This window comes from Acinetobacter sp. AKBS16, from assembly GCF_002899995.1.
Classification (GTDB): Bacteria; Pseudomonadota; Gammaproteobacteria; order Pseudomonadales; family Moraxellaceae; genus Acinetobacter; species Acinetobacter baumannii.
The window spans coordinates 29,211-48,588 of sequence record NZ_POYH01000101.1; the positions used below are offsets into that span (position 1 = coordinate 29,211).

The window sequence follows — 19,378 nt, forward strand, 5'->3', positions numbered from 1 at the left end:
CCGCATCATGAACTCTATCAACGTATGTTGGATTCAGAAACGATTTGTATTTATGTTCCGGCTGGATTCCAAGATATCAGTATTGAGCTGATTGCGGTCATGAACGCTTAAAGATAAAGGAGAGAAAAATGTCACAATCTACAGGTGCTCCTTCTTTATTTGACGATGGGCAAATTGGGACAGGGGGGAATAATAATAGCCAGTCCCAAGTAAAATTACAGGCAATTAATCTGATTGATTTATTGCATGATGGTTTTTACTTAATCTTTTTAATTCGAAATCAGTATGTGCCAGCTGATCCACAGCGCTTTCGTGAAAAAATTCTAGATTTGCTTAATCGATTTGAGCAACAAGCGAAAAAGTTACAATTTTCAGCTGATGATATTCATGATGCTAAATATGCGTTTTGTGCGCTAATTGATGAAACGATCGTAACCCAGCAAGACCCAAGTTATTTTAATTTACAAAATTCTTGGTTAATTAGTCCATTACAGTTAAGCCTGTTTGGTTCACAGTTAGCGGGTTATCAATTCTTCGAAATTTTAGAGCAACTACGTAGTCGTGGAAAAGAGCGATTAGCTGCTCTTGAAGTCTTCCATTACTGCTTATTATTAGGTTTTCAGGGTAAATACCGAATTGAGTCAATTGAAAGCCTTAACCATTTGGTGGCACGAGTAGGCGATGAAATTGATTATCTGAAAGGGAAAAAAGTGGCTTTTTCGCCATTCTCGGCAATTCCTGATCAGATACGAAATATTATCCATCGTGAGTTACCTTTTTTCTGGATTTTGATTTTCTTATTGATTTTTGCATTACTTACCTTTGCAGGTTTAAGATTTATGCTTAATAATCAAAATGATAAAGCATTATCTAATTATCAAAATGTGATTTCTGCCCCACAAGAGCAGGCACATATTACAATTTACTTACCTTGATGATGGAAAGAAATGGCTCAGGAAAAACCAACTTCTATTCGAGTTTTGCAATCGAATAAAAAAAAGTCGAGATCACCCGTAATCTATATCATCATTGGTATTATTGCAGGTGTTTTTGTAAGTATCTCGCTGTTCCTGTTCTTGTCTCAACCGTATTCATCCGACCCTACAAGTGTTGAGAGCAAATCGAATCAAGATCAGGAGCTTGACCAAGTCTTGATGACTAATTCTTCTGCACATGACCAAGCAGTAAGTGATCAGCAAGAGCAAACTGATCCGATGAGCCATGATGGTTTTGAGCAACCTAAAGAGAATGAGTTAAGTAACATTTTTAAGCCTGCTCCTCATAAAGAGGCCGAACCTAACCCACAACGTGTTTCACCTTTTGATGCACAGTTAACAGGTGAACAGGTTGTACCTAAGCAACAGGCTGTAGCTAAACCTGTACAGCCAAAACTACAGGTAGTTCAGCAAAAACCGGCTACCCAGATGAAAGTGGTTCAAGCCAAACCCGCTGAGGTAAATAAAGCTCCGGTTGAACAAGAGGCTGATGTGGAACCACCTAAAGCTTCGGTTGATATTAAGATTACACGAAGTCCATTTGCTGTGAATTAGTTAAGTCATGATGATTTTTCTAATTTTCTTTTGTTTTGCTTGTCTTGCTATAGGGCTAGCATTTTTGATGTCTTATGAGTTAAGAAATAAGGGTAGAACATTTGTTCTATCTTTATTACCTCAGGGGCGTCGGCAGCTAAATCAAGTTAGACAATTTGCTCAAACAATGAATCAGGCTGCGGCTCCTGAAAAACTACAATCACATTGGCATTTACAGCAGTGGTGGATTGTAATTGCAGGATTTTTTTTATTTGCCAGTATTTTAATTTTTGCTTTTACTCGACCAATCAGTTCAACACGAATTGAAGCCGAGTATCTTAAAAAAACTGATCCGCAAATTTATGCATTATTAAATGGAGAAATATTATCGCCTCCACCTGAAGTAGATGAAAGCCTGATTGAAGCTGCAATTGTTGAAGCAACTCAGTTAGAGCAGCAATATGCTTCTCAAGAAAGTGGTGTTATAAATTCTTCACCAATTGATAATACAAGTTTTGATGGCCGTGCGATTTTAGATACGAGTTTAGTCAACCGTAAGTGGGATAAAATGAACCCACGCTATAAGCAGCGTTTGCTTATGGTCTTTAAAATTATGAAAGAACAATATGGTTATGAACTTGTTTTGCTTGAAGGTTATCGTAGTCCAGCACGTCAAAATATGTTGGCAGGCAATCCGAATACAACCAGAGCAAAAGGGTATCAAAGTTATCATCAATTTGGTTTAGCGGCAGATGTGGCCTTTAAGCGAAACGGTAAAGTTGTTATTTCTGAACGTGACCCATGGGCTATGCAGGGTTACCGCCTATATGGGCAAGTTGCTGAGTCCGTCGGGCTTACTTGGGGTGGTCGCTGGAAATCTATACAAGATTATGGCCATACAGAATATAGAATGCCAGGCTTGAAGAAAACTCAAGAAATGGCGGAAAAGCTGATTGCTGAAAGCTTAAATGACATAAGTTAAACCTATGAGCCTGATTGGAAGCGATCATGTAAAACGGTAGTCATGTGATCGACAAGCTGGGAAATCAACCCAGCTTTTTCCCATGTATAAATTGAAACAACCATAGGTGAAGCTTCACCTAAAGATTTATATCTACGTACACGACGGCCTTTTGTGGTACTAACTGGCAGTAAAGATATTCCCAAACCTGTTTCGACACTTACTAGAACACTTTCTAAACTACTGCCTGTAAAAGCAATATACCAACGTCGCCGTTCACGTTCTAATGTTTCAAACATTTCATCTCGGTAAAGTCCACCTTGAGGAAAGGTCACTAAACGAATTGGTTCAGACAAAGGCGTAATCGCATTTTTACTTTCAAACCATGCCATTTCTTCAGGAAAAGAGGCATAACAATCGGCGCTGGCCGCTGATTCTTTCACAATAACAATGTCCAGTTCACCATTACGATAGCGCTCTGTCAGGTTACGGCTTAAGCCTGAAGTGACATCTAACCGAATAGTACGATGTTCTTGAGCAAATAGACCGAAAACTTCTGCCATAGCAGTACTCATCATATCTTCTGGCAATCCAATTCGAATAGGGATGCTGCCAGCTGGATCTTTTAAGACCGCCTCGGCCTCTTGTTGAAGCGTCAAAATCCTTTGAGCATAACCAATTAAATATTCACCTGAAGCTGTTAACTGTAATGGTCTTGCTGTGCGATCAATCAGGGAGTGTCCAACCGATTCTTCGAGGCGTGCTAACTGCTGACTAATAGTTGATTGTGTCAGATGTAACTTATCAGCGGCGGCTGTAAAACTACCACTTTCAAAAATGGTCACAAATGCACGAAGAAGACGAGGGTCAAACATAAATGAATACCATCAATAACGCAGAGAACAAGATGCTTAAGTATTTATAATCTTAATACAATCGATTAAATAATTTAATTTCCAAATACTTTTAAGCGCGCTTATTCTAATGCCAAATTGTTATGCAATTCATTTTTATTTGGAGTGTTTCATGCGTAAGTCCCTCATATGGATCAATCTGATCATTGCGATGGGTGCTTTGGGTTTTACAAATGTGGTAAATGCAAAGGATGAATACCCTTTACACATGGCAGCTGCAAATGATGATATTCAGTTAATAAAACATATTTTGTCTCAAAAGACCTTAATTGATGCACGTGATGAAACAGGTTCAACAGCATTAATGGTGGCAACAAGAGCAAACAATATACATGCTGCTCATATGTTGATTGAGGCCGGCGCAGATGTAAATGCTAAAGATAATATACAAGATAGTCCTTATTTGTATGCAGGCGCACAAGGTTATTTAAAAATTTTACGAATGACACTCATGCATGGTGCCGATTTAAAGAGTACTAACCGTTATGGGGGAACCGCGCTTATTCCAGCAGCAGAACGGGGCCATGTAGAAACTGTCCGTACTTTAATTGCTGCAGGTGTAAACGTAAATCATGTCAATAATTTAGGTTGGACAGCTTTACTAGAAGCAATCATTTTAGGTAATGGCAAATCCAATTATCAGCAAATTGTGGCACTTTTGCTAAAAGCTGGTGCCAATCCGAATTTGGCAGATAAAGATGGGATCACACCATTACAACATGCACGTACAAGAGGGTATCGTGAAATTGAAAAACTCCTGCTTGTAGCTGGTGCAAAGTAGATTGAGGAGGAATAAATGAAAGAAAATCAGGAATTTTTACGTCAAGCCATTGAGCTTGCTTATAACAATATAGAAAAAGGTGGCCGACCATTTGGTGCAGTAATTGTAAAAGATGGCAAAGTAATTGCTTCAGGTGTCAATCAAATTTTGACAACCAATGATCCGACTGCACATGCTGAACTATTGGCGATTCGGGCAGCCAGCCAAGTTCTAGGAACCGCGAATTTAGAAGGCTGTTCGGTATTTGCAAGCGGGCATCCATGTCCTATGTGTATGGCTGCAATGCGTTTAGCGGGTATAAAAACAGTTAACTATGCTTATTCTAATGAAGATGGCGCACCGTTTGGTTTATCTACAGCTGAAATATATGCCGATCTTGTAAAACCATTTGCTGAACAGTCCATGAAAATCGAATATGTGCCTGTTCGATTTGAAGACCGTACCGACCTTTATGTGTTTTGGAAAAATTATAAAGCTAAGCAATCGGGCCTAAAGTAATGAAGCAGACTGGAGCTTTCTTGGCTCGTCCCATGCTTATTTTGACAGTCGCTCTGGTTGCACTCAATTTAAGGCCTTTTATGACCAGTATTGGTCCTTTAGTCTCAAAGATTCGAGTAGGTACCGGATTAAGTCTACAAGGAATAGCTTTACTCACTTTATTGCCCATGATGTTGATGGGACTTATTGCCTTTATTGGTCCAATCGTACAGAGCATGGTTGGAGAACGCAGAGTTGTTTTGGGTGCTTTGCTGACTATATGTATTGGATGCGCACTTAGATTTTTATTTCCTACAGCTGAGGGCGTAATTGCTAGTGCAATAATTATTGGTTTAGGCGTCGCGCTAATACAGGCTGCTTTTCCAGGAATTATTAAACGAGAGTTTAGTCAACATATCGGGCCTATGATGGGGCTTTATTCAGCTATGCTTATGGGTGGTGGCGCACTAGGCGCATGGTTGGCACCTGTGATTTCCAATATAACGGGTCTATGGTCACTGGGGCTGGCTTTCTTTACTATACCCGCTGTATTAGCATTAGTATCAACATTTATTTTTTTACCCTCCATTGTAAGTTCGACTGCCCATCTGTCACCTGTAAAAACATTATTAAAGAAACCTAGAACATGGTTGTTAATGCTGTGTTTTGGTTTGGTCAATGGTGGCTATTCTTCGGTGGTTGCGTGGTTGGCACCTTCGTTTCAAGATCATGGCTGGAGTATTTCTCAAAGTGGGAAATTGCTTGCCTTACTTGCCTTGAGTCAAGCAGCCTCGGCTCTGTCTTTGCCTATTTTAGCTAGGAAATATAAAGATCGACGTCCGTGGTTGTGGTTTACTCTATTCATGCAATTTGCTGGCTTTGCAGGACTTGCTTTTATACCTGAATTTGCCTCTGTGTTATGGGCAATTTGTTTAGGAATAGGCTTGGGAGGTTGTTTTGCCTTAACACTTATTGTGGCATTAGACCATTTTGAAGAGCCGAACAATGCGGGTGCTTTATCTGCACTTATGCAAGGAGGCGGTTTTTTACTTGCTGCAATACCGCCTTGGTTTGTAGCAGCTTTGCATGACTTTACAGGGACTTATAAGGCAGGCTGGATTTTTCATTTATGTAGTGTGATATTGGTCATTGTGTTAGTGGTAAGGTTAGCTCCAAGAAGTTATAACAAAATTCACTAATAAAGGTTTAGGTGAGTAAAGAATATTACGGACCTAAAGAAATACTATTTTGAAGGGAAGATAGTTAAATAAAAGTGATAGGATAATATTGAAACTTTCAGTTTTTAAATGAACACAACAATATTTGATTTTTATGACATCTTCTTTGAAAAAAATAGCTTTATTAAAACAGGGCTTAGGAAAAAATAGTCCATTCGCAGCAGGTAGGCAAGGAACATTAGAGGCGATTGAGCATTTAGGTTATGTACAGATTGATACCATATCTGTCGTTGAACGTGCTCATCACCATATATTGTGGAGTCGAGTGCCAAATTATGATTTAAGCCATTTAAACAGTTTGGTTCGTGAGCGGCAGATTTTCGAATATTGGTATCATGCGGCATCTTATCTTCCTATGAAAGATTATCGATATGCATTACCGGCAATGATGTCTGTCAGAAAAGGGGAAAGTCGCTATTTTAATAGAGGCGATCAACGCCTTATGAATGAAATTCTGGCACGTGTTCGTGCCGAAGGTAAAATTCGGTTAAGGGATATTGATAAGAAAAATAAAGAGAGTTTAGGGAATTGGTGGAATACCGGTCCAGGCCGCCGTGCTTTTGAGCAGTTATATATGCAAGGTGACCTGATGATCTGTGAACGTAATGGTATGGAAAAAGTTTACGATTTAACTGAACGCTGCCTACCTGAAAATATTGATTTAAGTTTGCCTACGCTTTACGAATATGCTCAGTATTTATTTAATAATACGCTTCGAGCTCATGGTGCATTTACGTGGAAACAATTGGTTCATTTAAAGAAAAATGATTTAAAAGAAACCATGCGTGTCGTGCTAAAAGAGCAGATTGATGCAGGTGTCGTATCAGCGATTAAACTTGCAGATGGGCAAACTCTATATGTGGATGTAACTGCAATAGAGCAACAATTGGATACTGATTTTGGTCTAAAAATACTTTCGCCTTTTGATAACTCTCTTATTCATCGTGACCGTTTAACTTCTTTATTTGAATTTGATTATCGGATCGAATGCTATGTACCAGCGGCCAAACGGGTATTTGGATATTTTTGTTTGCCTATTCTTTATCAAAATGAGTTAGTAGGACGAATCGACTGTAAAGCACACCGGACAGTAAAAGAACTAGAAGTGATTAGTCTACATTTAGAAAAAACGGTAAAAGATAAAGAGCATTTCTTTTTTGAATTAGATCAGGAACTCAAGCGTTTTGCAGCATTTAATCAATGCTCAACTGTGAATGATAAGGTAGTCAAACTCATTCGCAGCAAGCTTTAAGTATCAATCTATTTGGGTAGTCAAAAATGATTAAAGCTAAAACACCAAAAGAGTAAAAATTTTTGGTGTTTAACTTCGCTTAGTTCAAAGACATACGGTATTGAATAACGCCGGGCTTTTGTGCAATCCAATCATAGAGCTTTTGGGCTGTTTGATTGCTTTCTTGAGTATGCCAATATAAACGTTCACAGCTATGTTTGGTGGCTTGCTTCTGTACATACTCAATAAGCTGTTTACCAATGTGTCGTCCACGAACTTCAGGTGATACATACAGATCTTCTAAATAACAGTAGTTATTTTCTGCCCAAGTAGACCGATGAAACATATAAGTGACAAAACCTAAAATACCTTCTTTATTTTTGGCAACTGCACAATAAATAGGTTCTTTTTCATCGAAAAAACGATCCCAAGTCATTTTTGTGATATGGAGGGGTAAATTGACCTGATAGAAATTTTGATAGGCAACCCAATATTCTAACCATTGAGTATAGTCTTGTTGTTGAACTGGCGAGACTTCGATCGTTTCATTTTGAATCATAATTACACTTCATTCTGACTAATTGATGAAATTATATGTTGGATATAAATGTTTTATAGAAACATTAAAGTATTAAAAACTAACACAATAAATTTGATGAGAAAAGAAATAGCTTATTTTTATAACTTTCTAAAATAAAAATTTTTTTATTAATCTTATTTTAAGCTAGCTTTATTATTCTAATAAAACAAAGCTCGTCTAAGTACACCTTTTAGCCACATTCTCCAGATGTGGCTCTTTTTATTTGCGGTTAGAAAAATCTAGAAGTAAATAAATATAATTAAATATTTATTTTTGAATCGCTATAAGTTTTTTTAATCATTTTCCATTGCATTACTATAAAACTTAACACCTATTTTAATGCGATCTCGACCATTACTCATACGCCAGCGATTCGTATCACGTAGGGAATACACACAGCCACAATATTCTTGCTGGTAGAATTCTTCACGTTTACTAATCTCAATCATGCGGCTAGAGCCACCATTTTTTCGCCAGTTGTAGTCCCAGTACTGAATATCGGGATAGTGTGAAGCAGCGCGAATCCCGCAGTCATTGATTTGCGCCATATTTTTCCATCTTGAAATCCCTAAAGAGCTGCTGATTAGACTAAACCCATGTTCATATGCATACAAAGCGGTACGCTCGAAGCGCATATCAAAACACATGGTACAGCGGATACCGCGTTCAGGTTCATTTTCCATACCTTTAGCACGGGCAAACCAATTATCGGTGTCATAATCTGCATCAATAAAGGGAATATTATGTTTTTCTGCGAAGCGGATATTTTCTTCTTTACGAATGAGATATTCTTTTACCGGATGAATATTAGGATTATAAAAGAATATAGAAAAGTTTATATTAGACTCAATTAATGACTCCATTACTTCTCCAGAGCAGGGAGCACAGCAAGAATGGAGTAATAATTTATTATGTCCAGATGGGAGTTCGAGTTTTTGACGTTGAATAGCCATAATTAAAAAATAAGTTATATTTTTATATATTTTAGATTTTTTAACTGCTTATAAAAATGAATTTTTTTCAATTAATGATGAAAATATCTAATCTTTATTATTTGTGCTGAATAATAAAGTATTTTTTAATTTTATTACATATAACAAATAATATATTATATTTGTGTAATATTATTAAAAATAATTTTAACTTTCTATTGTTAAAAAAGTGCACTCTATAGAAAATAGGAATAATTTTATATTTGTGTAACTATTTGTCTTTTATATATTTATCTACTAAGTTTTAGCTAGGAAAATTGTGTGATGAACGTCTCAAATAAGTATTATTTTTTAAATTTAAATATTTTTTTAGATTTATATTTTTAATAAATTTATACTAAAACAGTTATTCTATTTTTCTCATTTGAGTATGTGATATTTTAAGATATGGACGATTGGCAATGTAAGTATTGTAATGGTTACATTATGGTTAATCATTCAAGGATAGAGGTAGGGGAAAAAGTTTACTTTTTGGTATATAAATTCGATGCAAAAAATGAAAGAAAAAAACTATATAAAAAAGGAACTGTAATTGCACGTTGCGATAGTATTTTACATATCGAATCAAGAAAAAAGACATATAAAATAGAGGAGGCTAAAGTCTATCCTTTAGGTGCACCTATGCCATTTGTTTATAATATGTTCTGGATATGTGGTTGTGAAAACAGACCATAATATTTTTATTGAATCTAAAATGAATAATGAATTTAAATAATTTTGATGATTTTTTATTCAATTTTGCAAATTATAGTTTTTAATTTTTATAAATAGCTTAAATTGCTGAAAGGTTAAAGTTAGATGGCAATTTGACAAAATTCTAGCATCCTTTTATAAGACCTCAACTAAGCTTGAGATTAATAAAAATGAGTGAAAGGAATCAAAGTCGTTTATTAACGGTTGGTGAGGTTGCAAAACGTAGCGGTGTTGCAATTTCAACCCTTCATTTTTACGAATCTAAAGGTTTAATTAAAAGTATAAGAACCAATGGTAACCAACGCCGTTTTATTCTAGTGGTGTTACGCTACATTGCGATCATTAAAATTGCTCAAAAAGTTGGTATTCCATTAGATGAAATAAAACAAGCCCTAAGTAAATATCCGATGGGTTCTAAATTAACTGCACAACAATGGAAAGAGCTATCTCTCGATTGGCGGAAGAATTTGGATGAGCGTATTCAAAAACTCACAAGACTCAGAGACGAAATGGATTGGTGTATTGGATGTGGTTGTTTGTCATTAGAACAATGTCCATTAAGAAATCCAAATGATGTGTTGGGGCAAGAAGGTGCCGGGCCGCGTATTTTAGAAAGACCATAGAAGATAAATTTTATTGTTAGATATAACGCATCATAATTTAACATTTGCAATAGAGAATTATTTTGTAAGTTGCTCTCTATGAAGGTTTTTTATTGTAAACAAGTCATATAAAACATAAATTTTTTTGATATCTTTATTTCTTTTAGTAAGAAGCAAAATTTATGAAAAAAATTATCTTTCTTGGTTTAGCGCTTGTTTCGTTAACGGCTTGCTCATCAGTACAACATAAAGATTCAACTCCTCCAAAAATTGGTTCACCAAATCCTGCTAGTCAATATTGCGTTGAACAAGGCGGGAAATTAGAAATTAGAAATGAAGCAAATGGTCAGGTAGGTTATTGCCATTTGCCAAATGGACAAGTCGTCGAAGAGTGGAAATTATTCCGTGATAATCAGGCGAACTGTGTTTCAGAAGAAGCTCAAAAATTAGTTGGGCAATCTGGTTTAACCGATGATCAAATTAAGCAAAAAACGAAGTCAGAAATTGTTCGTAAAGTTGCTCCAGGTCAACCGATGACAATGGATTATCGTTCAAATCGAGTAACTGTCACAATTGATCCAACTTCTAAAAAAATTACTCAAGCAACATGTGGTTAATTCTTTAATTAAAGAATTAATTTAAGTTCGAACAAGAAGGCCTGTCAAAAGACAGGCTTTTTTTAGGCAGCCAAATAAATTGTTAAGCTTAATCACATAAATTTTCATAATGCACAAAAACCTGTTAAACCTCATTCAAAGAAAAACAACCATAGGTGTTAAGTTTTAAGTTCCTTTTAAATCATGTGTAGGACCGAGCTATGATGCAAGCAATGTTTTTCTTTAGTGCTGGAGCAGTTTTTGGTTATTGCTATCGTCATTACGATGCTAAAGTTAAAAAAGCCAATGATTCAAAATAAATGATTAAAAAGCCTGCTTCTTGAGTAGGCTTTTTTCTTTGTATTATTCCAACCCATTGAATAGAACATATTTTAAGTAATCATAAAAAAAGCCCCTAGCGGACTAGAGGCAGAAAAACTTCAGATGCAGGTAACAGGTGAATTATGCATCTGAGTTAAGTAGGTTGTATCAAACCATGTAGAGCACTTTACCAGTAAAAATGAGTAAAAATAGGGATGTGCGACTAATGGCTAATGTTTTCTGTATCTTTTTTAACCATTTTTGAAAGTAAATAATTTACTTCAGACCCGTTTAATTTTTGAATCTTATTATTAATAAATCAGAAAAAAGCTTTCAAAACATATCCTATTTATCAGTTCTACAGTTTTTATCTTTGTTTTTTATACGTTTTTTTAGATGAAAAGAATTTTAGAACAAAGACTATTCTTTTTTATGTATATCGTATACGATATATGAAGAATGATTGGACAGCTATTGATACCCATTCCATAACTTTTGAGATGGATTAACTCAAAAGTACAACTACCAATAGTTTTAACTATATTACTGAGGAATAATTATGAGTAATATCTTCACAGGATGTATCCCGGCGCTAATGACTCCATGTACTCCTAACCGTGAGCCAGATTTTGATGCGCTTGTGAAAAAAGGGCATGAGCTTATTGAAGCGGGAATGAGTGCGGTAGTGTATTGTGGTTCAATGGGCGATTGGCCTTTATTGACCGAAGCTCAACGTCAAGAAGGGGTAGCACGACTTGTAGCTGCTGGTATTCCGACAATTGTGGGTACTGGGGCAGTTAATTCAAAAGAAGCAGTTTCTCATGCAGCTCATGCAGAAAAAGTAGGTGCACAAGGGCTTATGGTAATTCCACGTGTATTATCACGTGGTGCATCACCAACTGCACAAAAGGCACACTTTTCTGCGATTTTAAAAGCTGCTCCTAGCTTACCTGCGGTAATTTACAATAGCCCGTATTATGGATTTGCGACTCGTGCAGATTTGTTTTTTGAATTACGCCGTGAATTTCCAAACTTAATTGGTTTTAAAGAGTTTGGCGGTGCTGCTGATATGCGTTATGCAGCTGAGTTCATCACTTCTCAAGATGATTCTGTAACATTAATGGCTGGTGTAGATACTCAGGTTTTCCATGGTTTTGTTAACTGCAATGCAACGGGTGCAATTACGGGCATTGGTAATGCTTTGCCTAAAGAAGTTTTGCAGTTGGTTGACCTTAGTAAGAAAGCTGCAGCAGGGGATGCGAAAGCTCGTCGTTTGGCACAAGAATTATCAAGCGCTTTAGAAGTTTTATCGTCTTTTGATGAAGGTACTGATTTAGTCCTTTATTACAAGTACTTAATGGTACTTAATGGCGATAAAGAATATACCTTACATTTTAACGAAACGGATGCATTGAGTGAATCACAACGTAAATACGTTGAAACTCAGTATGAATTATTCCGTACTTGGTACCGTAACTGGTCAGCTGAAATCTAAGCAAATATCTATAAAAAAAGAGGCTAACGATTTAGCCTCTTTTTTACTTCTATTATTTATTTTTTAGTGAGAACAATAACGCAGAGGAATATTAAAACTAAGCCTAAATAACTATTCATTGTTAAACTTTCGCCTACTACAACAACTGCCAATAAAGCTGCAACAGGAATTTCGACCAAAGCTAACGTCATGGCTTGACTGGCTGGAATACGTTTTAAACCAAAGCTAAAAAATAAATAGCCTAAGAACATAGGTACGATTGGGATATAAAGGGCTACCCAAATATTATTTGGATAATTAAATAGGTGAGTTGCTGTAATTAATAAAGTAGGTAATAACAGAACTGCTGAAATCCCAAAGATCACGCCCATGGCAGCTCTTGAGTCGATGCCTTTATGGATTAAGTTTTTCATAATCCATGAATATGTTGCATAACTCAGACTTGAGAGTAAGCCAAAAAATACACCTAATAGCCGTTCGGATTGGACGCCTTGATGTTGGTGACTATGTTCGCCTGCATATGAGAGTAAAACGACTCCTAAAAAACCAAGAATAAAACTGATAAGCCATTTTAATGAAAGCTTACGTTTATCTAATAACCACTCAAGCATAACTGAAAACAAAGGGGCGCAGCCAATTGAAATAACAGTACCAATTGAAACACCAGCTAATGAGACCGAAGAATAAAAAGCAAACGGACAAAGAATAGAAACAATGACGGCAATCAAAACTTTGGTTTTATAGTCAAAAAGCTTTCGGTAATCTTTTTTAATGGCTTTTAAACTTAAAAATGTGTGAATTAGACCACCGAAACCTACAGAAATGGTAGCAATCACAAGTGGACTGATGCCCTTTGCAAAAGATGCTGCTGTGCCTGCCGTACCCCATAGAAAAGCAGCAAATAGTACAGATAAGAAACCCGTATAATAAGTCAGGGAAAATTTTGCTTCTGTTGGCGTACTCATATGAAGTGACTCAAACTCTGAAAGTTTTATGCAGCAAGATTTCTACAAGATAATAATTTTTACCTTGTAAGGAATAATCAGCTCAATGGATAAGAATTTTTGACAGTTTCCCGTCAAGAGAACAGGGTAGTATGCTGGTATTTATGACGATTTGCTTGGTTAAATACAATAAAATAATGACGATTTCGGCATAGTCTAATAATAGTTTTGTGAATTAAATGGTATAAAGTATACTTTGTATAGGAATGATTTTAAAAATTATTGGTTTGTAGTGATATAAAAATAGTTTTTAAAAGCTTTGTATGAAGGATAAACCGTACCGAAAATGATGCTTTCAAAGCAATAATTTCATTATGGTGGATGACTAAAATTATCATCCTTTTGTTTGTGTCATATTTTGAGGTTAAGAGAATATTCGTGACGCTACCATCTTTTAATGTATCAAATCTTGGTGCAATGCCTTCGGTATCTGAAGTTATTGTCAAATATATTAGAGAAGCAATTATTGCAGGGCATATTGCTGAAGGTGAGCCTATCCGTCAGGATGAAATTGCCAAGCTATTTAATGTCAGCAAAATTCCGGTACGTGAAGCCTTAAAGCAACTTGAAGCCGAAGGCTTAGTAGAGTTTATAAAAAATCGCGGTGCAATTGTGACCCGAATCTCTGAAGAAGAATTAGCTCAGATTTTTGAAGTACGGGTTATGTTAGAAACGAAGCTGATTCAGCTCGCCGTGCCGAATATGACAGAAGAGACTTATAAAAAGGCAGATGAAATTTGTAATGCCTTTATCGATAACATGGATATTGGAAGCTGGACAACACTAAATTGGCAGTTACATGCGTGCCTTTATGAACCAGCACAACGGCCTTATATGCTCGGATTAATTCGTTCTATTTACGATAAAATTGAGCGTTATTTAAGATTGCAGATGAATGTTTCCGAAGGCAAATCGCGTGCAAATGATGAGCACAAAGAAATTGTGAAAGCCTGTAAAGCCAAGGATGTTGATTTGGCGGTTAAGTTAATTGAAGAGCATATTAATGGTGTTTGCCAATCACTTTATGAGCACTTACCTCACCATAAAAATGTGAAAAAATAAGCGCTGCATTCTTTATCATTTCAATTAGGCCAATGGCCTAATTTTTTTGTCTTTATTTTAGCTGAAGTAAGTTTTCACTATGCTGATTTCGTCATAGATTTATAAGAAAACGATCAAGCTTGCTGTTTTGAGATCAGTCATCCTAAAGGAAAATGTAAGGATACTTCTATGAAAACAGTAAAAATTTTGGACTCTCATACTGGTGGTGAACCAACACGATTAGTGCTTGAAGGTTTTCCTGATTTAGGCACAGGAGATATGGAAAGCCGCCGAAAAATATTATCAGAACAATATGACCATTTCCGTAGAGCAACCATGTTAGAGCCGCGCGGTAATGATGTGTTGGTTGGCGCATTATTGTGTAAGCCAGTGAATCCCAAAGCGAGCGCGGGCGTTATTTTCTTTAATAACACAGGCTACCTAGGCATGTGTGGTCATGGCACGATTGGTTTGGTAGCTTCGTTAGCACACTTGGGAAAAATACAAGTAGGCACGCATTTAATTGAAACTCCAGTAGGTGATGTTGAAGCGACATTGCATGAAGATCATTCAGTGAGTGTGCGAAATGTACCGGCATATCGTTATAAAAAAGCAGTCGAAGTTGATGTTGAAAAATATGGGAAAGTTACTGGTGATATTGCATGGGGCGGTAACTGGTTCTTCTTGATTAATGATCATGGTCAACGTGTTTCAAGTGATAATTTGGATCAACTTACTGAATATGCGTGGACGGTTAGACAAGCTCTTACGGCACAAGGAATAACCGGTAAAGATGGGCAAGAAATTGACCATATCGAATTATTTGCAAGTGACACCGAAGCAGACAGTAAAAATTTCGTGCTTTGTCCAGGCAAGGCTTATGACCGTTCACCGTGTGGAACTGGAACGAGTGCGAAAATTGCTTGCTTGGCCGCAGATGGCAAACTTGAGCCAGGAAAGTTATGGAAACAAGCCAGCATTATCGGTAGCCAGTTTATTGCCTCATATGAACAAGCGGGGGAATATGTGATTCCAACCATTCGTGGTGAAGCTTACATGAGTGCCGAAGCAACTTTATTTATGGATGAAAATGACCCATTTGCTTGGGGTATTCAGCTATGAGAACCGATGCCATCGTCATTGGTGCAGGTATTGTGGGGGCGGCATGTGCTTATGAATTGGCTCGGCAAGGGTTAAATGTGCAAGTTTTGGATGCTCGGATCGGTGGTGCCACAGCCGCGGGCATGGGGCATTTGGTCATTATGGATGACTTGGAAGCCGAATTAAAACTTAGTCATTGGTCAGTTCAGCTATGGCATGAATTAGGACACGAACTTTCGGAAGACTGTGCCTATCGCCAAACGCCAACTTTATGGCTGGCAAGTAGCCCAGAAGAAATGCAGATTGCTGAGGAAAAATATCAACGTCTCACTGCACAAGGTGTCCGTTGCCAACTTCGAAACGCAGATGAAGTTCATCAGCTTGAACCTCACTTAAAGCAGGGTCTTTATGGTGGTTTAGAAGTTTTTGATGATGGAATTTTATATGCACCTTGTGCTGCTGAATGGCTATTAAAAAAATTTCCCCACAAGGTTCAGGTTCAACAAGCTAAAGTTATTCATATTGAAGAAAATCGGGTTCAGTTAAGTGATGGAACATGGCTAGAAGCTGCGCATATCGTTTTGGCTAATGGCATTCATGCGACAGATTTTTTTCCAGAGCTACCGATTGAACCTAAAAAAGGTCATTTGGCGATTACTGACCGTTACCCTGAATTAAATGTAAAGCATACGTTAGTGGCTTTGGCTTATGCGGCCAGTACTCAAGCGACAAGTGGAATTTCAGTGGCTTGTAATATTCAGCCTAGACCGACGGGCCAGCTTTTTATTGGGTCATCTCGTCAGTTCAATACGGTTGATCCGACTGTAGAGCCAGAAGTCTTTACTCGGGTACTTAAAGAGGCTGTCGATTATTTTCCAGCTTTGGCTGATCTTAATGTTATTCGGGCATGGACTGGCTTTCGCGCAGCCACACCCGATGGTATTCCGGTAATTGGACGACATCCTGCATTTCAATCGGTTTATTTAGCGGTAGGGCATGAAGGTTTAGGTGTAACCACAGCAACAGGTACAGCAAAACTGATTGCCTCACACATATGTGGTTTAACTTTTGATATAGATCCAGAACCTTTTTTACCTCATCGTTTTATAGGAGCTGCATAGATGATTCAGCTTTTTATTAACGGCCAATCGGTTTCTGTGATTGAGGGTACCAGTGTTGCTGCTGCTTTAGCACAAGCGAAGTCTTATAGCCGTTTGTCTGTCTGTGGTGAAAAACGCACTCCATTTTGTGGAATGGGAGTGTGTCAGGAATGTCGTGTCAATATTAATGGACTCAGAGTGCTTGCTTGTCAGACGCTGTGCCAGCAAGACATGAAGGTGGAAACACAATAATGGAAAAACAATACGATGTGGTGGTTGTCGGTGCTGGGCCTGCAGGGTTGTCAGCTGCTATTGCAGCCGCCGAAAGTGGCAGGCGAATTTTAATATTGGATAATAACCCACAGGCGGGCGGTCAAATCTGGCGCGCTGGACCGATTTTCCCTGTACCTGAAATGGGGCAGCAGAAATATCAACAAATCAAGGCTCATTCTAATATTGAATTTATGTTTGGTGCGAAAATTGTCGCCGCACCTTTTGCAGGCAAGTTACTCGTTGAGCGACCTCACGACAGCCTAAACTTGTCTTATCACCAGCTTATATTGTGTACGGGTGCAAGAGAACTGTTTTTGCCTTTTCCCGGTTGGACTTTACCTGGTGTAACAGGTGCAGGTGGTTTGCAAGCCTTAATTAAAGCAGGCACACCTGTCAAAAATGAACGTATTGTGATTGCAGGTTCCGGACCCTTACTTTTAGCAAGTGCGGATACAGCAAAAAAAGCAGAGGCTCAAGTTCTCTATGTTGCTGAACAGGCGGCTTCATCTTCCGTTCGTAAATTTGCACTGCAACTTTGGCGTTGGCCTGCGAAAATAATACAGGCGTTATCTTTGCCTTATCGTTTATATCAACCTGACAGTTATGTGATTGAAGCGATTGGTCAGGAACGCCTTGAACGAGTAAAACTACAAACGCCGAAAGGAATCATTGAAATTGAGTGTGATCGACTCGCGTGCGGGTTTGGTTTAGTACCGAATAATCAATTAGGGCAGTTAATGGGTTGTCAAATTAAGGACAATGCGATTACGGTCGATGACTATCAACGTACATCACAGCCACAGGTGTGGGCAGCAGGTGAGTGTACAGGTTTTGGCGGAAGTGAGCTGGCGATGGTTGAAGGTAGCATCGCAGGTTATGCTGCTATAGGCCAAAATGAGAAAGCGAGACAATTATTTGCTCAAAGACAACGGTATCGTTTATTTGCACATCTCCTTGAGAAAAGCTTCAATTTACGTGCTGAGTTAAAAACGCTTGCACGGCCAGAAACTATTTTCTGTCGATGTGAAGATGTGACTTTTGATAAGGTTGCCAAGCGTAGTAGCTGGATTGATGCAAAATTACATACACGCTGTGGAATGGGAGCATGTCAGGGAAGCACATGTGCAACAGCAGCGGCCTGCCTGTTTGATTGGCAGTTGCCTAACTCTAGACCACCATTACTGCCTACTCGTGTAAAAAGTCTCATGGCGATGTCTACTTCTCCTTTAAATCAAAAATGAAATGTTCTAGAGTAGACAAGTTATAACTTTGTCCGCTCTAGCTCATGACTTTGGTTCAAATTCCGAAACTAACTACCACTTTGGAAGATTTCTTAAAAAATCTGGAAAGTATAGAACCATTGTTTGATGCTCTATCTTCGGTGGTGTTTTTTATCAAAAATACCGAAGCACGCTATGTCTTTGTCAATCAAACATTAGTAAATCGCTGCGGTCTAAAAGATAAAACTGCAATATTGGGAAAAACCTCTTCTGAAGTTTTTCCTCATTCACTTGGAAAAATATATACATCGCAAGACTTACAAGTTATTCGCCGCGGTAAAAAGTTAACAGAGCAATTAGAGCTACATTTATATGCAAAAAATCAGTCGGGTTGGTGTTTAACTTATAAAGAACCATTATTTGATACGGATGGAAACTTAGTAGGAATAGCGGGTATTTCTAATGATTTAAATGTGCCTGAAAATACACATCCTGCTTTTTATAAAATGGTTCAAGTTGAGGAATATATTAAAAAGAATTACGCCGAAACCATTACTTTGGCGCATTTGACCGCAATTGCTGGCGTGTCGGTGGCTCAGTTAGAACGTTATTGCAAAAAAATATACCATTTAACGCCTCGGCAAATGATTAGCAAAATTCGTCTCCAAGTCGCCACTGAACTGCTTACGACTGACTTACCGATTACTCAAATTGGTTTGCGCTGTGGTTATACCGACCATAGTGCTTTTTGTCGTCAGTTTAAGTTACATACAGGCATGTCACCTACTTTGTATCGGGCCTCTATCAAAAATATTTAGATAAAAAAATGGGTTGTATAGAACAACCCAAAATGATTATTAAGTGTTGAATTTGTATATTAAAGATTAATCTTTAAAAGCTAGAGATCGGCCTTTGGTTTCTTTCACCAGCAAAATCGAGACTATAGAGATCAGACTTGCGGCAACCAAATATAAAGAAATCGGAATTGAGCTATTAAATTCTTTGAGTAAGGTTAAGGCAATTAATGGAGCAAGAGAACCTGCCATAATGGGTGCGACTTGATAACAAAATGAAAGCGCCGTATAGCGAATATGAGTAGGAAATAACTCAGTCATTAGGGCAGAGTAAGGGGAATAGGTCATGGACTCAATAAATAAACCAAGCACAATTGCTAACATAATGAGCCAGTCATTGCCTGTATCCATTAAAGGAAAGCCGACAAAACCCCA

22 protein-coding genes and 1 pseudogene are annotated in these 19,378 nt (G+C 37.7%); 18 read left to right on the forward strand and 5 right to left on the reverse strand.

Annotated elements, in window-relative coordinates:
• From tssK to C1642_RS18250, 4 genes are all read left to right on the forward strand, one after another.
• Positions 1–111 (forward strand): type VI secretion system baseplate subunit TssK (gene tssK, locus C1642_RS19950; RefSeq protein WP_228154009.1); only part of this gene is annotated, 111 nt, incomplete at its 5' end.
• Between the two features lie 17 nt (positions 112–128).
• Complete coding sequence (gene icmH / locus C1642_RS18240; protein WP_000083629.1) at positions 129–935, forward strand: type IVB secretion system protein IcmH/DotU; 807 nt, start codon at positions 129–131, stop codon at positions 933–935.
• Positions 936–947: 12 nt separating this feature from the next.
• Positions 948–1,550: a hypothetical protein gene (locus C1642_RS18245; RefSeq protein WP_103236713.1), complete on the forward strand. Its 603-nt coding sequence runs from the start codon at positions 948–950 to the stop codon at positions 1,548–1,550.
• A gap of 7 nt (positions 1,551–1,557) precedes the next feature.
• Positions 1,558–2,511, forward strand: a complete 954-nt coding sequence (locus tag C1642_RS18250; RefSeq protein ID WP_000972583.1) for a M15 family metallopeptidase — start codon at positions 1,558–1,560, stop codon at positions 2,509–2,511.
• Positions 2,512–2,513: 2 nt separating this feature from the next.
• On the opposite strand, the gene C1642_RS18255 is transcribed toward C1642_RS18250, so the two are convergent.
• Positions 2,514–3,365, reverse strand: a complete 852-nt coding sequence (locus tag C1642_RS18255) for a LysR family transcriptional regulator (protein ID WP_032046190.1) — start codon at positions 3,363–3,365, stop codon at positions 2,514–2,516.
• A 151-nt stretch (positions 3,366–3,516) separates the two neighbouring features.
• Between C1642_RS18255 and C1642_RS18260 the strand changes: the two genes are divergently transcribed.
• The 4 genes from C1642_RS18260 (at position 3,517) to C1642_RS18275 (ending at position 7,152) form a co-directional block, all read left to right on the forward strand.
• Positions 3,517–4,185: an ankyrin repeat domain-containing protein gene (locus C1642_RS18260; protein WP_001232206.1), complete on the forward strand. Its 669-nt coding sequence runs from the start codon at positions 3,517–3,519 to the stop codon at positions 4,183–4,185.
• A gap of 15 nt (positions 4,186–4,200) precedes the next feature.
• Positions 4,201–4,683, forward strand: a complete 483-nt coding sequence (locus tag C1642_RS18265) for a nucleoside deaminase (protein WP_103236714.1) — start codon at positions 4,201–4,203, stop codon at positions 4,681–4,683.
• Positions 4,683–5,861, forward strand: a complete 1,179-nt coding sequence (locus tag C1642_RS18270) for a cyanate transporter (RefSeq protein ID WP_103236715.1) — start codon at positions 4,683–4,685, stop codon at positions 5,859–5,861. The genes C1642_RS18265 and C1642_RS18270 overlap by 1 nt, the downstream gene beginning before the upstream one ends.
• A gap of 133 nt (positions 5,862–5,994) precedes the next feature.
• Positions 5,995–7,152: a winged helix-turn-helix domain-containing protein gene (locus C1642_RS18275; protein WP_000204300.1), complete on the forward strand. Its 1,158-nt coding sequence runs from the start codon at positions 5,995–5,997 to the stop codon at positions 7,150–7,152.
• 79 nt (positions 7,153–7,231) lie between these two features.
• On the opposite strand, the gene C1642_RS18280 is transcribed toward C1642_RS18275, so the two are convergent.
• Together C1642_RS18280 and C1642_RS18285 are read right to left on the reverse strand one after the other, a co-directional pair.
• The gene (locus tag C1642_RS18280; RefSeq protein ID WP_032044446.1) at positions 7,232–7,690 is read right to left on the reverse strand and encodes a GNAT family N-acetyltransferase; all 459 of its coding nucleotides are present in this window, start codon (positions 7,688–7,690) and stop codon (positions 7,232–7,234) included.
• Between the two features lie 314 nt (positions 7,691–8,004).
• A complete protein-coding gene (locus C1642_RS18285; protein ID WP_001007559.1) occupies positions 8,005–8,664 on the reverse strand; it encodes an epoxyqueuosine reductase QueH in 660 nt (219 codons plus the stop codon).
• Positions 8,665–9,090: 426 nt separating this feature from the next.
• On the opposite strand from C1642_RS18285, the gene C1642_RS18290 reads away from it, so the two are divergent.
• The 4 genes from C1642_RS18290 (at position 9,091) to C1642_RS18310 (ending at position 12,410) form a co-directional block, all read left to right on the forward strand.
• Entirely contained in the window at positions 9,091–9,378 is a 288-nt protein-coding gene (locus C1642_RS18290; protein WP_000342965.1) for a hypothetical protein, read from the forward strand.
• Between the two features lie 188 nt (positions 9,379–9,566).
• Complete coding sequence (gene soxR / locus C1642_RS18295; RefSeq protein WP_103236716.1) at positions 9,567–10,019, forward strand: redox-sensitive transcriptional activator SoxR; 453 nt, start codon at positions 9,567–9,569, stop codon at positions 10,017–10,019.
• Between the two features lie 161 nt (positions 10,020–10,180).
• Positions 10,181–10,615 carry an I78 family peptidase inhibitor gene (locus C1642_RS18300; RefSeq protein WP_000720063.1) on the forward strand — a complete coding sequence of 145 codons (435 nt, stop codon included), beginning with the start codon at positions 10,181–10,183 and terminating at the stop codon, positions 10,613–10,615.
• An 859-nt stretch (positions 10,616–11,474) separates the two neighbouring features.
• Entirely contained in the window at positions 11,475–12,410 is a 936-nt protein-coding gene (locus tag C1642_RS18310; RefSeq protein ID WP_000065199.1) for a dihydrodipicolinate synthase family protein, read from the forward strand.
• Positions 12,411–12,466: 56 nt separating this feature from the next.
• Here C1642_RS18310 and C1642_RS18315 read toward each other — a convergent pair whose 3' ends face one another.
• Entirely contained in the window at positions 12,467–13,375 is a 909-nt protein-coding gene (locus C1642_RS18315; protein ID WP_000106978.1) for a DMT family transporter, read from the reverse strand.
• A gap of 417 nt (positions 13,376–13,792) precedes the next feature.
• Here C1642_RS18315 and C1642_RS18320 point away from each other — a divergent pair, with 417 nt between their 5' ends.
• The 6 genes from C1642_RS18320 (at position 13,793) to C1642_RS18345 (ending at position 18,967) form a co-directional block, all read left to right on the forward strand.
• Entirely contained in the window at positions 13,793–14,476 is a 684-nt protein-coding gene (locus tag C1642_RS18320) for a GntR family transcriptional regulator (RefSeq protein ID WP_000174668.1), read from the forward strand.
• Between the two features lie 168 nt (positions 14,477–14,644).
• On the forward strand, positions 14,645–15,577 hold the full coding sequence (locus C1642_RS18325) for a 4-hydroxyproline epimerase (RefSeq protein WP_000859582.1): 933 nt from the start codon (positions 14,645–14,647) through the stop codon (positions 15,575–15,577).
• Entirely contained in the window at positions 15,574–16,677 is a 1,104-nt protein-coding gene (locus C1642_RS18330) for an NAD(P)/FAD-dependent oxidoreductase (RefSeq protein ID WP_103236717.1), read from the forward strand. The genes C1642_RS18325 and C1642_RS18330 overlap by 4 nt, the downstream gene beginning before the upstream one ends.
• Positions 16,678–16,908 carry a (2Fe-2S)-binding protein gene (locus C1642_RS18335; RefSeq protein ID WP_000615330.1) on the forward strand — a complete coding sequence of 77 codons (231 nt, stop codon included), beginning with the start codon at positions 16,678–16,680 and terminating at the stop codon, positions 16,906–16,908.
• The gene (locus tag C1642_RS18340; protein WP_103236718.1) at positions 16,908–18,170 is read left to right on the forward strand and encodes an FAD-dependent oxidoreductase; all 1,263 of its coding nucleotides are present in this window, start codon (positions 16,908–16,910) and stop codon (positions 18,168–18,170) included. The genes C1642_RS18335 and C1642_RS18340 overlap by 1 nt, the downstream gene beginning before the upstream one ends.
• Before the next feature lie 44 nt (positions 18,171–18,214).
• Positions 18,215–18,967 (forward strand): AraC family transcriptional regulator, encoded by a 753-nt coding sequence (locus C1642_RS18345; RefSeq protein ID WP_000177083.1) that lies wholly within the window; start codon positions 18,215–18,217, stop codon positions 18,965–18,967.
• Positions 18,968–19,033: 66 nt separating this feature from the next.
• Here C1642_RS18345 and abaF read toward each other — a convergent pair.
• Positions 19,034–19,378: pseudogene (gene abaF / locus C1642_RS19955) on the reverse strand (fosfomycin efflux MFS transporter AbaF); the annotation flags it as partial.

Coding starts and splice junctions, on each gene's coding strand:
- icmH (WP_000083629.1), top strand. CDS start 129: ATGTCACAATCTACAGGTGCTCCTTCTTTATTTGACGATGGGCAAATT.
- C1642_RS18245 (WP_103236713.1), top strand. CDS start 948: ATGGCTCAGGAAAAACCAACTTCTATTCGAGTTTTGCAATCGAATAAA.
- C1642_RS18250 (WP_000972583.1), top strand. CDS start 1,558: ATGATGATTTTTCTAATTTTCTTTTGTTTTGCTTGTCTTGCTATAGGG.
- C1642_RS18255 (WP_032046190.1), bottom strand. CDS start 3,365: ATGTTTGACCCTCGTCTTCTTCGTGCATTTGTGACCATTTTTGAAAGT.
- C1642_RS18260 (WP_001232206.1), top strand. CDS start 3,517: ATGCGTAAGTCCCTCATATGGATCAATCTGATCATTGCGATGGGTGCT.
- C1642_RS18265 (WP_103236714.1), top strand. CDS start 4,201: ATGAAAGAAAATCAGGAATTTTTACGTCAAGCCATTGAGCTTGCTTAT.
- C1642_RS18270 (WP_103236715.1), top strand. CDS start 4,683: ATGAAGCAGACTGGAGCTTTCTTGGCTCGTCCCATGCTTATTTTGACA.
- C1642_RS18275 (WP_000204300.1), top strand. CDS start 5,995: ATGACATCTTCTTTGAAAAAAATAGCTTTATTAAAACAGGGCTTAGGA.
- C1642_RS18280 (WP_032044446.1), bottom strand. CDS start 7,690: ATGATTCAAAATGAAACGATCGAAGTCTCGCCAGTTCAACAACAAGAC.
- C1642_RS18285 (WP_001007559.1), bottom strand. CDS start 8,664: ATGGCTATTCAACGTCAAAAACTCGAACTCCCATCTGGACATAATAAA.
- C1642_RS18290 (WP_000342965.1), top strand. CDS start 9,091: ATGGACGATTGGCAATGTAAGTATTGTAATGGTTACATTATGGTTAAT.
- soxR (WP_103236716.1), top strand. CDS start 9,567: ATGAGTGAAAGGAATCAAAGTCGTTTATTAACGGTTGGTGAGGTTGCA.
- C1642_RS18300 (WP_000720063.1), top strand. CDS start 10,181: ATGAAAAAAATTATCTTTCTTGGTTTAGCGCTTGTTTCGTTAACGGCT.
- C1642_RS18310 (WP_000065199.1), top strand. CDS start 11,475: ATGAGTAATATCTTCACAGGATGTATCCCGGCGCTAATGACTCCATGT.
- C1642_RS18315 (WP_000106978.1), bottom strand. CDS start 13,375: ATGAGTACGCCAACAGAAGCAAAATTTTCCCTGACTTATTATACGGGT.
- C1642_RS18325 (WP_000859582.1), top strand. CDS start 14,645: ATGAAAACAGTAAAAATTTTGGACTCTCATACTGGTGGTGAACCAACA.
- C1642_RS18330 (WP_103236717.1), top strand. CDS start 15,574: ATGAGAACCGATGCCATCGTCATTGGTGCAGGTATTGTGGGGGCGGCA.
- C1642_RS18335 (WP_000615330.1), top strand. CDS start 16,678: ATGATTCAGCTTTTTATTAACGGCCAATCGGTTTCTGTGATTGAGGGT.
- C1642_RS18340 (WP_103236718.1), top strand. CDS start 16,908: ATGGAAAAACAATACGATGTGGTGGTTGTCGGTGCTGGGCCTGCAGGG.
- C1642_RS18345 (WP_000177083.1), top strand. CDS start 18,215: ATGACTTTGGTTCAAATTCCGAAACTAACTACCACTTTGGAAGATTTC.